15 protein-coding genes are annotated in these 12,850 nt (G+C 61.8%); 11 read left to right on the top strand and 4 right to left on the bottom strand.

Annotation, left to right across the window (positions count from 1 at the left end):
* Positions 1–12: 12 nt before the first annotated feature.
* The 11 genes from KBY75_RS11245 (at position 13) to KBY75_RS11295 (ending at position 7,974) form a co-directional block, all read left to right on the top strand.
* Entirely contained in the window at positions 13–690 is a 678-nt protein-coding gene (locus tag KBY75_RS11245) for a class I SAM-dependent methyltransferase (protein WP_255023959.1), read from the top strand.
* Positions 691–711: 21 nt separating this feature from the next.
* A complete protein-coding gene (locus KBY75_RS11250; protein ID WP_255023960.1) occupies positions 712–2,352 on the top strand; it encodes a peptide chain release factor 3 in 1,641 nt (546 codons plus the stop codon).
* 112 nt (positions 2,353–2,464) lie between these two features.
* A complete protein-coding gene (locus KBY75_RS11255) occupies positions 2,465–2,908 on the top strand; it encodes a MotA/TolQ/ExbB proton channel family protein (RefSeq protein WP_254936147.1) in 444 nt (147 codons plus the stop codon).
* Positions 2,909–2,961: 53 nt separating this feature from the next.
* On the top strand, positions 2,962–3,294 hold the full coding sequence (locus KBY75_RS11260; RefSeq protein WP_254936146.1) for a hypothetical protein: 333 nt from the start codon (positions 2,962–2,964) through the stop codon (positions 3,292–3,294).
* Positions 3,291–3,653, top strand: coding sequence for a biopolymer transporter ExbD (locus KBY75_RS11265; RefSeq protein ID WP_254936145.1), 363 nt, complete (start codon positions 3,291–3,293; stop codon positions 3,651–3,653). The genes KBY75_RS11260 and KBY75_RS11265 overlap by 4 nt, the downstream gene beginning before the upstream one ends.
* Positions 3,613–4,383: a hypothetical protein gene (locus tag KBY75_RS11270; protein WP_255023961.1), complete on the top strand. Its 771-nt coding sequence runs from the start codon at positions 3,613–3,615 to the stop codon at positions 4,381–4,383. Before KBY75_RS11265 ends, KBY75_RS11270 begins: the two co-directional genes overlap by 41 nt.
* Before the next feature lie 77 nt (positions 4,384–4,460).
* A complete protein-coding gene (locus KBY75_RS11275) occupies positions 4,461–5,108 on the top strand; it encodes a Crp/Fnr family transcriptional regulator (RefSeq protein ID WP_106633013.1) in 648 nt (215 codons plus the stop codon).
* Positions 5,105–5,800 (top strand): winged helix-turn-helix domain-containing protein, encoded by a 696-nt coding sequence (locus tag KBY75_RS11280; protein WP_255023962.1) that lies wholly within the window; start codon positions 5,105–5,107, stop codon positions 5,798–5,800. Before KBY75_RS11275 ends, KBY75_RS11280 begins: the two co-directional genes overlap by 4 nt.
* A 43-nt stretch (positions 5,801–5,843) precedes the next feature.
* Positions 5,844–6,536 (top strand): response regulator transcription factor, encoded by a 693-nt coding sequence (locus KBY75_RS11285; RefSeq protein WP_255023970.1) that lies wholly within the window; start codon positions 5,844–5,846, stop codon positions 6,534–6,536.
* The gene (locus KBY75_RS11290; protein ID WP_255023963.1) at positions 6,517–7,683 is read left to right on the top strand and encodes a cell wall metabolism sensor histidine kinase WalK; all 1,167 of its coding nucleotides are present in this window, start codon (positions 6,517–6,519) and stop codon (positions 7,681–7,683) included. Before KBY75_RS11285 ends, KBY75_RS11290 begins: the two co-directional genes overlap by 20 nt.
* Before the next feature lie 72 nt (positions 7,684–7,755).
* Positions 7,756–7,974, top strand: coding sequence for a hypothetical protein (locus KBY75_RS11295; protein WP_255023964.1), 219 nt, complete (start codon positions 7,756–7,758; stop codon positions 7,972–7,974).
* A gap of 12 nt (positions 7,975–7,986) precedes the next feature.
* On the opposite strand, the gene KBY75_RS11300 is transcribed toward KBY75_RS11295, so the two are convergent.
* From KBY75_RS11300 to KBY75_RS11315, 4 genes are all read right to left on the bottom strand, one after another.
* A complete protein-coding gene (locus KBY75_RS11300) occupies positions 7,987–9,501 on the bottom strand; it encodes a SulP family inorganic anion transporter (protein ID WP_255023965.1) in 1,515 nt (504 codons plus the stop codon).
* A 78-nt stretch (positions 9,502–9,579) separates the two neighbouring features.
* On the bottom strand, positions 9,580–10,269 hold the full coding sequence (locus KBY75_RS11305; RefSeq protein ID WP_255023971.1) for a response regulator transcription factor: 690 nt from the start codon (positions 10,267–10,269) through the stop codon (positions 9,580–9,582).
* Positions 10,270–10,286: 17 nt separating this feature from the next.
* On the bottom strand, positions 10,287–10,676 hold the full coding sequence (locus KBY75_RS11310) for a hypothetical protein (protein WP_255023966.1): 390 nt from the start codon (positions 10,674–10,676) through the stop codon (positions 10,287–10,289).
* 3 nt (positions 10,677–10,679) lie between these two features.
* On the bottom strand, positions 10,680–12,850 hold a 2,171-nt coding region (locus tag KBY75_RS11315), incomplete at its 5' end, for a hypothetical protein (RefSeq protein ID WP_255023967.1).

Raw genomic sequence — 12,850 nt, forward strand, 5'->3', positions numbered from 1 at the left:
TCTTGAATTTCGATGCAGCGCATTCCGGAGCCGGAGCTGATGGACAAGGCAGGCCAGGTGCTGGCCTATGCCCAGGCCGATTTCGCCACCTCCGATGCGGCGATGGTGGAGCGGCTGGCCCAGCTCTGCGGTGATGACCCCGGCACGGCCTTGGTGGATCTGGGCTGCGGCCCGGGCAACATCAGCTTGCTTCTGGCCGCTCACTGGCCCGCTGCAAGGGTTTTAGGGATCGACGGGGCGCCGCGGATGCTGGCGGTGGCGCGCGAGCGCCTGGCCGGAGCGTCGCCGGATCTGGCGGCTCGGCTGCGCTTTAAGCAGGCGCTGCTGCCCCTTGCTATCGCAGGCGAACTCGAAGCCCACTTCTCTGCGGTGGTGTGCAACAGCCTGTTGCACCACCTGCATGATCCGGCGGTGCTCTGGCAGACGGTGACCCAGCTCGGCTCCCCAGGCGCGTTTGTTTATGTCCAAGACCTGCGGCGCCCCGATAACGCCGAGGCGGTGGAGGCGCTGGTGGTTTCCGAGATGGAAGGAGCGCCCGAGGTGCTGCGGCGCGACTACCGCGCTTCCCTGCATGCGGCCTTCACCCCAGAGGAGGTGCAGCAGCAGCTGGAGCAGGCCGGGCTGGCCGCCCAGCTCCAGGTGGCGTCGGGGCAGGAGCGCTACTTGGAGGTATGGGGCCGGCTCAACTAAGCGGCCTGGCAGGCTGAGCTGATGATCAGCAGCACAAGCAGCACTCCCGAACTGCAGGCCCTGGCCGAGGCCGTGGCCCGGCGGCGCAACTTCGCGATCATTTCCCACCCAGACGCGGGCAAAACGACCCTCACCGAGAAACTGCTGCTCTACGGGGGCGCGATCCAGCAGGCCGGCGCCGTGAAGGCCAAGGGGGAGCAGCGCAAGGTGACCTCTGACTGGATGGAGCTCGAGAAGCAGCGCGGTATCTCGATCACTTCAACGGTGCTGCAGTTCGACTACAGCGGCAGCACGATCAACCTGCTGGATACCCCTGGCCACCAGGACTTCTCAGAAGACACCTATCGCACCCTGGCAGCCGCCGATAACGCGGTGATGCTGGAAGACGCGGCCAAGGGCCTGGAGCCCCAGACGCGCAAATTGTTTGAGGTGTGCCGCATGCGGCGCATCCCGATTTTCACCTTCATCAACAAGATGGACCGGCCTGGGCGCGAGCCCCTGGAGCTGCTCGATGAGATCGAGCAGGAGCTGGGCCTGGCCTGCTGGCCGGTGAACTGGCCGATCGGCAGCGGCGACCGCTTTCGCGGCGTGATCGATCGCCGCAGCCACGACGTGATCCTGTTTCAGCGCGCCGAGCGCGGCCGCCAGAGCGAGGAAAAGCTGCTCACGGTGCAGGAGGCCCGCGATACGGGGGCCGTGGAGCCGGAGCTCCTGGCTCAGGCCCTTGAGGAACTGGAGTTGCTGGAGGGGGCTGGCGCCGACCTCGACCTAGAGCTGGTGCACGCCGGTGAGCTCTCGCCCGTTTTCTTTGGTTCGGCGATGACCAACTTCGGCGTGCGGCCGTTTCTTGATGCTTTTTTGGAGCTCGCCCAGAAGCCGGTGGGCCGCGCCAGCAATGCCGGTGAGATCGACCCGATCGGCCCCGGTTTCAGCGGCTTTGTGTTCAAGCTGCAGGCCAACATGGATCCGCGCCACCGCGACCGGGTGGCCTTTGTGCGGGTGTGCAGCGGCAAGTTTGAAAAGGACATGACGGTGCAGCACGCCCGCACCGGCAAGGCCATTCGCCTATCGCGCCCCCAGAAGCTGTTCGGTCAGGACCGGGAAGTGGTGGAGGACGCCTACCCCGGCGATGTGATCGGCCTCAACAACCCCGGCATGTTCGCCATTGGCGACACCCTTTATCTCGGCCAGAAGGTGGAATACGAGGGGATTCCTTGCTTCTCGCCGGAGATCTTTGCCTGGTTGCGCAACCCGAACCCATCGGCGTTCAAGAGTTTCCGCAAGGGCGTCAATGAGCTGCGCGAGGAGGGGGCGGTACAAATCCTCTACGACACAGATGAAAGCAAGCGCGATCCGATTCTGGCGGCGGTTGGCCAGCTGCAACTGGAGGTGGTGCAATACCGGCTTGAGCACGAATACGGCGTGCAGACGCGGCTTGAACCGCTCGGTTTTGCGGTAGCTCGCTGGGTGGCGGGCGGCTGGCCAGCCCTGGAGCAGGTGGGGCGGATCTTTAATTGCAAGACGGTGCGAGATGCCTGGAATCGGCCGGTGCTGCTGTTCAAGAACAGCTGGAACCTGGGTCAGCTGGCGGAGGAGCACCCGGAACTGGAGCTGAGCGCCGTGGCGCCGGTGGTGAGCGGAGTGGAGCCGATCAATCTTTAAGCCGATCAACTTTTAAGCCGTGCAGGCGCCCGACCCGGGCCCCATGTCAAGCAGGGGCGATACCGGCGGTGGCCCCAAGCGCTCCATATCCTCGCCCCAGTTGGCAAGAGCCATGGCTTCCTTCCTGTCCCTGTGGAAGGCCTGCGGACCCGTAGCTGTGCCCCTGCTTGTTTTATCGGTGGCGGTATTCACCGTGGGATTTGATCGGGGTGCATTTTGGTGGCGCTGGTTTGCCCGTGGTCGCCGTTCCTGGCGGCAGCGCCATCAGTTGCTTGACGACTGCGACCACCAGATGGCTTGGGGTGAGCCCTTGCTGCAGGCAGCAGTGGTGCTGGCTCCGCTGCTGGGCCTGATCGGCACGACGGCTGGCCTAATGGCGGTGCTGAAGCAACTAGGCAGCCAGCTGCTGCTGCCGCCCGGCGCTCCCTTAGCGGGCTACGGCGACGTGCTGCTTCCCACGCTGCTTGGTCTGCAGATCACTTTTGTGGCGATGGCGTTGCTGTTGCTCAACCAGGGGCTGCGCCGCTGGCAGCTGCGTCATTGCGCCAACCCCTGATGCAGCAGCCAAGCGCCGCACATCCAGGGCCCTTAACCGCCTTGGTGCCCCTGGTGGCAACCACCATCACCGTGTTGCTGGCGGTTGCTGCCCTGCCCAGCCTGGTGCAGCAAGCCAAGCTGCGACTGCACCCCGAACCCGCCGTTGGCGGCGGCGATGTGTTGGTTGTGGCCCGCGCCGCATCCGGCCGCTGGATTCTCAACGGTGCCCCCCAAGCCGATGAGAGCCTGCTTCGCCAACTGCAGGCCCGCCCGTCCGCGGTGGTGGCTGTGCGTTTCCAGCCCTCTGCTGGCTTGGCCAGCGCTGAGGTTGCCGCCTCTCTCGATTGGTTGCAGCACCACTCCCGCTTGCCGGTGCTGGTGGAGTGGCCGGGAGGAAAGCGGTGAAGCGAGCCTGGCTGCTGCAACCCTTCTCCCATGCGCTGCTGGCAACAGCACTATGCGCCTTTTCCCTAGGCCTGCTGCTGCTGCCCCAGGTGAGGCTGCAGCGCCCGTTGGCCCAGGGGGTAATCAGCTTGCACCTCGCTGCCGATGGTGGCCTGAGGCTCTGGAACCAGCCCATTGCCGCCGCCGAGCTGCGGCGCTTGCTTGCCGCTCCGGCCCTGCGCAGCAGGGCGAATCGCCTGCGGATCGTGCCCGATCCCGACACCCCCTGGGGCGACGTGCGCCGCCTGCTCAGCCAGCTCGATTCCTTGCCGCTGCACCTTGAAATCCAACTTCCTGCACCTACACCCAAAGCTGGCTGAGCCGATGGTGCGGCGCTGGGCACCTGCCCTGCTGGCCGCCCTTATTTGCCAGTTGCTGCTGCTGATGGCCCTGCCCCAGCCTGGCAGCGATGGCCGCCGCGCTCGCCGGGCCGTACTGGCAGAGGACACGGCCACCCTGCTGCGGTGGAGCCGCACGGCGCCAGGCTTGGCCGCGGCTAGCTCCCTGGCCACCATTCCGCTGCAAGGTCTGGCAGGCCTGCCGCCGCCGCCACCCTCCAGCCTGCCCGCGGGTGCTTTCGCCGGCGACTCCCAAAGCGAGCAGAGCCGCCGCCAGCCCGTTGCCACAGCTAGCGGGCCGCCTGTTACTAGCAACTCCGCAGGCCTGCCGCGCCAGCCCAGGGAGGCATTTCGCCTGGCGAGGCAAGTGGCCATGGGTGGGCGGCCCAGGGAGGCTGGCGCCGCCTTGGTGGCCCTGCAGCGGCGCCAGTGGTGGCTGCTTCCCGGCCAGGAGCGTGCCCTTCTAGCCCTTTGGGATCGAGGCAAGGAGCAGGAGTTGCCAGCGAGCCTGGGCACCTTGCCCGAAGACATCAGCCTCCGCCTCAGCAGCTCTAGCGCTGCCGCGCCCCTGGCCCTCGCTGAGCTGCATGGCCGCTCCTTAATAGATGGGGATCAGCTTTGGCTCTTCTGGCAGCAGGGCGAGAGCCTCTGGCTGTTGCGGGGCTCGCTTCTGGGGGCGCCACCACCACTCCCAGCCCTAACCGGGTCTTAAACCCGGGACTACCGAGCCTTTGCTTGGCGGCGCAGCTGGCTCCATAGCGTTGTGCCAGCTAACTGGCTTGCTCCTCGATGGTGTTCACGCCCTCTCTTCAGCCGGGTCGCAGCGATAGCTTCCGCGATCTGCTTGAGACCAGCTACGAGAAGCGCAGCCTGGTGCACCTTGCGGCGGGCAGCCAGGTGCCCCTGCTCAAGCGCAGCGTTTGGCTGGTGGTGCGGGGCATGGTGAAACTCACCGCGATTTCGATCCATGGTGATGAGTTGCTGCTCGGGTTAGCCGGCCCTAACGAGCCCTTCGGCGATCCCCTCACCAATGTTGAGGCCTATGCGGCCAACACGTTGGTAGATAGTGACCTGCTCTGCGTCAGCTGCGAAGAAATTCAGCGCTCGCCCAATCTGGCTATGGGCCTGCTGCAGGGCATGGCCTCTCGCTACCGCCAAAGTGAAGCCCTGCTGGCCCTGCTCGGCCTGCGCCGCATCGAAGATCGGGTGCGCGGATTCCTTGAGTTGCTCGCCAACGACTACGGCCAGCCCTGTGAACAGGGCCTGCGGCTTCAGGTGAAGCTCACCCACCAGGAGCTGGCCAGCACCCTCAGCACCACCCGGGTCACCGTGACCCGGATTCTCGGGGCCCTGCGCGATGAGGGCTGGCTCCACATCGACAGCCAGCGCCGGCTGGTGGTGAGCCATCTCCCCCAGCAGCGCAACCAGCATCGATGAAGCAGCCGTCCATACGGCTGTTGCTGGTTTACTCCGACTGCACCGCAGCCGCCTGCCTGCGTCAAAAGCTTTGCGATGAAGGCTACGAAGTAACCGTTTGCCCTGATGCTGAGCAGGCGAGCGCCAAGCTGGGGCCAAGCTTCAACTGGGATCTGCTTGTGCTAGATGGCAGCCTGGGCGAAGCTGCCCGGCAGCTGTGCCGCCAGGTGCGCTCGGCCCGCAAGCCGATTCCGGTGCTGCTGCTCTGCCCTGGAATCTCCGAGACCGACCGGGTAAGGGGCCTGGAGGACGGCGCCGATGACGTGCTGCCAAGTCCCTTTGGACTGGCGGAATGCCTGGCCCGCTGCCGGGCCCTGGTGCGCCGCCATCAACTTGGCTCAGAAAGCTCGCTTGCCCTCCGCTGCGGCCCGGTTTCGATGCTTGTGGAGGAACACCGGGTGTGCCGCGATGGTGCCGAAGTGAGCCTGTCGCCACGGGAATTTCGACTACTTCACTTCTTTTTGAAGCATCCACGCCGGATCTGGAGTCGCGATGAGCTGCTGGCTCAGGTGTGGGGAGAAAGCGAGGCCGTGGAGCTAGATCCCAAGACCGTGGATGTGCATATCCGCTGGCTGCGCCTCAAGTTGGAAGAGAATCCCGCCCAACCCAGCTTGATCACCACGGTTCGCGGCCATGGTTACCGCTGTGGTTGAAGCAACGTTCTGGGGGGTGGAGCTGGCCGGCGAGAATGGCGACATGCAGCCTTCCTTGCTCGTAGTCGAAGACGACGAAACGATTCGCGAAACCATTCGCGAAGCCCTGGAGCTGGAGGGATTCAGCGTCCAGGCCTGTGGCAATGGCCGCGACGCCCTGCAAATGCTGCAGCGGGCGCCCGATGGCCAACCATTTTCCCTGGTGGTGCTGGATTTGATGCTGCCGGGGCTGGGCGGGCTGGATGTCTGCCGGCAGCTGCGTCAACACAGCAACCAAACGCCCATCCTGGTGGTGAGTGCCCGCGACACCGAAACGGACCGGGTGCTGGGGCTGGAGGTGGGTGCCGACGACTACCTGGTGAAACCCTTTGGCATGCGTGAGCTGGTGGCTAGGTGCCGGGCCCTGCTACGGCGCTCGTCTAGCCAGAGCAGCCGGGCCAAGGTGCTGGAGCACGCCAACCTCTGCATCTACCAGGACGAATGCCGGGTAACGCGGGACGGGGTGGAGGTAAACCTATCGCCGAAGGAATATCGATTGCTGGAGTTGTTTATGCAAAATCCGCGGCGGGTCTGGAGCCGCGATCAGCTGCTGGAGCAACTTTGGGGTATCGACTACATCGGCGACAGCAAAACCGTTGATGTGCACATCCGCTGGTTGCGGGAGAAGTTGGAGGAGAGTCCATCAGCCCCGGTGCATCTGATCACGGTGCGCGGCTTTGGTTATCGCTTTGGCTAATGCCCTTGAGCTGCTGCTTGCTTTGAGCCTGGGGTTAGGGCTAGGCCTGCTTGCCAGCCCACTTATCAGCCTTGGAGTGACCTCCTGGCGGCGCCGGGCTGGCCTGAACCGCCCCCTGCCCCCAGCCCGGCAGCTGCTGAGCTGGATGGATTCCGCAGCCATCGGCTGGATCCTGCTGGATCGCCAGGGCCTGATCGGCCATATCAACCCACGGGCGGAGCGGATCTTGCAGCTTGATGCCGGTCGCCTGTTGCTCAGCCAGCCCTTCGGTGATGTCTGCCCAGATCCAGACCTAGCCAGCAGCATCCGTATCGCCCGCCGCCAGGATCGCCCCCAGCGACTGGAATTGCACTCTGGCGGCCATGACCTAGACGCCATGGTGGTGCCGGGACGAGATGGCTGGTTGGTGGTGCAACTGCAGAGCCGCCGCTCCCTTGATGCCCAGCTGGAGCAGCAGGAGCGCTGGGTTAGTGATGTGGCCCATGAATTGAAAACCCCTCTCACTGCCCTGCTGCTGGTGGGTGACAGCCTCGCTGCTCAGGTGAATAGCCAGAATGCGCGGCTGGTGGAGCGGTTGCAGCGGGAATTGCTGCGGCTGCAGGAGTTGGTGGGCGACCTACTGGAGCTCTCCCGCCTGGAAAACACCCTGCCCGGTACGGGCTCACGGGCCATGGTGGTGGATCTGCCCCAGCTGGTGGAGCAGGTATGGGCCAGCGTGCGGCCGCTGGCAGATCAACGCCAGATAGCTCTTGAGCTAGTTGCACCAAGACAGTTGCAGTTGAGCGGCGACAATTCCCGCCTGCACCGGGCCCTGCTAAACCTTTTTGATAACGCCCTGCGCTACAGCCCCGATGGTGGAGTGGTGCGGGTCAGCCTTGATCGCCGCGGTGAGTGGTGCCAGCTGAGCGTGGCTGATCAGGGCCCCGGGCTTAGCGAAGAAGACCTAGCCCATCTGTTTGAGCGCTTTTACCGAGGTGATCCATCTCGGGCCCGGAGTAGACGAATCGGCAGTGGCCTGGGCTTATCGATCGTGCAGCAGATCGCCGTTACCCACGGCGGCCGGATCCAGGCCAGCAACCAGGCTGAAGGAGGCGCCGTGCTTGAGATGATCCTGCCGGGCGTAGTCGACACCGCCAGCCCTGGCTAGCTTGATCAGGTATTAGGCCAAGGGCATTAGGCCATGCATTTTTGGGCTCCCGAGATTGATCCATCCCATCCGATGGACTGCACCCAGGCTGAGCGATATGCCCTGAAGCGGCTTAGCGATGGCACATTTCTGGCAATTGCCGGCGAGGATCAGCGCCTGGTGGACGTGGTCCACACCTCAGAAGCTTTCCTTTTTCACACCCACGATGCTGCCCTGCGAGCCGCCACTGAGCTGAATCGCGGCGGCCGCGGGCCGTTGGATGTGGTGAAGATCGAGTGGGAGCCTGCCTGAGCGGCTTTGAGATTAGGCAACTTGGATCGGGGTGCCCCCTCGCCCGCCCGCCTCAGGGGCGATACCAATGCGAGCAAACAGGTTGGTGCTCTCAGGATTGAGATCAAGCACCTCCACTGAGCTGCCCTTTAGCTTCATTTTGCGGATCACCTGATCAAGGGCTGTTACACCGCTCTGGTCCCAGATGTGGGCTTCTGCCATATCGATGCTGATGCGGGCTGGATGGTCGTGAAGATCGAAGCCTTGACGGAAATAGATCGTGCTCACGAAGAACAACTGACCGCGCACCCTGTAAAGCCGATGATCTGGGGCCAAAAGCTCGCTGCTTACCTCAATCACCTTGGCCACCTTGCGGCTAAATAAGATGCCGGCCAGGGCGACGCCCGCCAGCAGACCAACCGCCAGGTTGTGGGTGAGCACGGTGACAGCGACCGTGAGCAGCATCACGGCGGAATCGCTTTTGGGGATGCGGCGAATGGCGCGGATCGAGTCCCAATTGGCGGTATTGATGGCGATCATCACCATCACCCCCACCAGGGTGGCCATCGGGATCTGATTCACCCAATTGCTGGCCAGCAAAATCATCGCTAGCAGGCTCACGCCTGAGGTCAAGGTCGATAGGCGGCTGCGGCCGCCATAGCCCACGTTCATCACCGACTGGCCCACAAGGGCGCAACCGGCCATGCCCCCAAAAAGGGAGCTAACAATGTTGCCGATGCCCTGACCGCGGGCTTCAACGTTTTTAGAGCTAGTGCTATCGGTGAGGTCATCCAGGATGTCCTGGGTGAGGAAGGTTTCCATCAGGCCCACCAAGGAGATCGCCAGGGCGGTGGGCAGGATCAGCCCCAGGGTGCTGAGGTTAAAGGGCACCTGGGGCAGGCCAAACTGAGGCAACCCGCTGGGCAGGATGCCGAGGGTTGCCACCGTGGGCACATCCAGCCCAAGGCGAATCGAAAGGCCTGTGCTGATAAGGATTGCCACCAGCGCTGAGGGCACAACGGTGCTGAGCCGGGGCAACAAGTAGATGATCACCAAGGTGAGGGCGAGCAGGCCGTACACCGCCGGCAGCTGGGCGGCGCTGATCACTTGCTTGTCTGGGTGGAAAAAATCCAACCCCAGCTGGGGCAACTGGGCCAGGAAGATCAGGATTGCCAGGGCGTTAACAAAGCCGGCCATCACGGGCTGGGGCACGAAGCGCATCTGGTGGGCCAGGTGCAGGTAGCCCCAGGCGATCTGCAGGATGCCGGTGAGGATCCCGGCGGCGAGCAGATATTGCAGGCCCAGGCCGGTGCCTAGCCCGTCACCCTGCTGCACCAGGCCCGTCATCAACAGGGCGGTGGAGCCGGTGGCGGAGGTGATCATGGCGGTACGACCACCCACCACTGCCAGGGTGACAGCCAGGATGAAGGCTCCAAAAAGACCAACGCGTGGATCGACACCGGCGATGCCGGAGAAGGCAATGGCTTCTGGAATCATGGCGAAGGCCACCACCAGACCAGCCAAGACATCGCGGTGGGGCCTGAACATGGGGAGGGATCTCAAGGGTTGGTCAAATGACTCAATAAATCGGCGCTGGCAGGGCCAACGGGGTGGGATTGGGAGCGGCTACTTCAACATGAAGCCCACACCACGCACAGTCTGGATCAAAGGATCAAGATCAGGCCGTTCTAGCTTCTTACGCAGGTAGCGGATGTAGACATCGAGCAGGTTGTCGTCGCCAACCCAGGAGTCGCCCCAGACGGCCAAAAGGATGTCCTTACGGGAGAGCACCTGCTCGCGGTGCTGGAGCAGATGGAGCAGCAGGTCGTATTCCTTAACGGTGAGCTTGATCGGGGTGCCGGCGCGCGATACCTGGCGGCTGTCGGTATTGACCGTGAGGTCGCGGTAGTGCAACTCGGTGCCATCTACATGGTTGAGCCCCATACGGCTGCGGCGTATTAGGGCACGCAGCCGAGCTATCAGCTCCTCGATTGCAAAGGGCCGAGATAACACATCATCAGCTCCGGCTTCAAGGGCCGCTACGCGGGAGCTGTAGTGATCAAGAGATAGGAGCAACAGCAGGGGAATGGCATTAGCTGCGGCGCGCAGTTGGCGGGTAAAGACGAGCGCAGCGCTATCAGGCAGGGCATCGCTGATCAAAAGCATCTGCGGCACGGCGACCTCGAGCTGCTGCTGGGCAGCGTCGGTGCTGGCTACGGCGCTGATTGCAAAGCCATGGACCTGAAGGTGCTTGGTGAGCAGATCAGAGGAGCGGGTATCCGGATCAACCAGCAGCAGACGGGCAGTGGGGGGCACAGACAACCGTTGGGAGATCAGCCTAAGGCGGCCGACCCATCGTCACTAAAGGACTCCGAGCTGAACAGGGCCTCGAAATGATGGTCCATGGCTGCCATCACTTCAGCGGGATCGGCATTGCCAGCAGCATCAAAACTGACGTCGAAATCGGCAAGGTCTTCGTGCTGTTGGGCAAGGTCGTGGGCAATGTTGTTGAGCACATCCTGCTGAATGAGCTGGTAGGCATCAGAGGAGAGCTGTTGCTCTTCGAGGTAGGAACTAACCACCTGATCGAGCTCATAAACAAGCTCAGCAGGGCGAGCCTCTTGAGCCGCAAGATCTGGAGAGGATCGCACGGCATCGAAGAAGGTTTCGATTAAGCCGGCGATAACATCACCGGGTACAAATGAGGCATCTGTATCAGCCATGGTTCAAACGGTGTAGGAGAAGTCGTCAACCAGATCAGCGGCGTGACCGAGGCCACCATCAGCTGGATCGGGGGTGGTGAAATCGGCGGCATCAAGAGCCACGATCGCGTCAGCGGTGGGTTCGATGAAGCCTGCATCGATGTTCGCATCGAACGCGGAATCATCCGGAGTCAACGGCAGCTCCTGCTGGTATTCCACGAGGGTTTCCTCAGAGACGACGTTTTCAGCAACGAACTGATTGACCAAATCAGCAACCGCTACCAGATCGGCCTCCAACGCCTCGGTTTCGGGAATGACAACATCCTCGCTGGTGGTTTCCGCCGAGAACTCGGGGGATTCCAAAACTGACAGTGGCTCTGTTGCTTGGGGATCCACGGCCGAAGTGTCAGGAGGGGCGTCCGCAAAGGCCACGTCATCCGCCAGCATGATGCTCCCATCGGCGAGGGTGACGGCCATATGGCCGTAGACGAACACATCACCATCGGCCGCTGCATAGCTGGTGCTATCGGAGTTATAGGCGAGGGCGATGCCGGTAATTCCCCAATCCGCCAAGTAAACGAATTCAGCATCATCCTGGACGCCATCGACGTTCAGATCCTGCCAGACGCCTAAGTAGCTCCAAGCAGTGTCATTGGCATCAAGGACTCCGTCTTTGACACCATTGACATCGACATCGAAGTAGGCGGCAAGGGCCTGCATATCGGTGGCGACAGCAGGGTTCTCCCCCCACATGGTGAAGATGAACTCACGGCCCTCAGAAATTAACCCGTCGGAGTTGTAATCATAGACGAGGATTCCATCACCAGAGGAGATCCAGCCGAATTGACTTAGAGCACCATTGCCATCAGGATCCAGAAGAACTCCTGAGGGGACAGAAAGATAGTCAATAGAGCCGCTACCATCAAGGTCCAATGCGACAGGGGTAACGGGATTGGCAATGTTAGGATCAAAGGTAATCTTAAAAGCATCGGTAAGCTTATCGCCGTCAGCGTCAAAGACATCAACGGTATAAAAGTCGTTAATCGGGAGCTCTCTTGACCCACCAGAGAATGAGATGCCGCCCACGCGCCACTCGTCCGAACCAGTCCCAGTGTTGGGAATCAGCTCAACCTTGGTGACTTGATAAACCACGATGTCTGCTCCAATGGCTGCATCCAGATCCGCCTTAGTGATTTGAAGCAGCGAGTCACCTGATGCCTGATCAACAATAGTATCAACGTTCTGCGTACGCGTTGTACCATCAGAAAGAGTGACAACCCACTTAAGTTGATAGGGGATAGAGGAGCCTCCCTTCATTTCCAGGAAGACATTGAACGGGGTGTCTGTCGTCACCAGTGCCGTCTCAGTGCCACCATTCAGACCGATGTCAATTGTGATCGTCTCGTTCAGCGCAGGGTTTGTGTCGCCGGTGACCCACTGGTTTTCAACAGCCACCTTGAAACTGGATACCGCATTACTGGTCTGGACGTCAAAAGCTCCATTGGCAAGGAAGGTAGCGACCACTTTGACTCCCGCAGGGATAGCCGCCTCGACGAGGGTATCGCCCTTATACAGAACTCCATTGTCACCAATGAAGACAAAGTTTTTAGGACCACTACCGCCACTGGCGTCTGAGAACGAGGAGAAGTCAAACTCAAGAACCACGTCAATGTCTTGGCGAACATCAACCTGAAGCTGCTGAGAACCAAGACTCGCTCCAATCACTGCAACAAAATCAGCCGAAGAAGTCGTTGGGTTGGTTGCACTCTTAGTCAGGATAATCTCATCTGGAGCCGAGACATTCACGGCGTAGTAAAGGGGCGCTCCATTAGAGGTAAAGTTAGTGGATGCCACCCACCAGCTGGACCCACCTCCATCGGATATCAGACTGGCAGAGCCATTGATCTGAGATCCAAAAGGCGGAGTTCGAATCCAGTTAATGAAGGAGGCGAACCCAGCCTCATCAGCTCCAATAGATACAGGAAGGGAGCTCCAAGCGTCGATGCTGATGCCATCACCGCGGGAAGACACGACGATGTCATTCGTGAGGTACTGGTTACTGGTCCATACCGGAATGTCATCCGCAATCGTCAGCACAAACGATCCAGCTGTTGCTCCGGTCGCCGTATCTCCGTCGAAATCAGTCGCCGTCAGCACCCCCGACAGATCAATCCCAGACAGTCCAGCTCCTCCAT

This window comes from Cyanobium sp. T1G-Tous (assembly GCF_024345455.1).
Taxonomy (GTDB): domain Bacteria; phylum Cyanobacteriota; class Cyanobacteriia; order PCC-6307; family Cyanobiaceae; genus Cyanobium_A.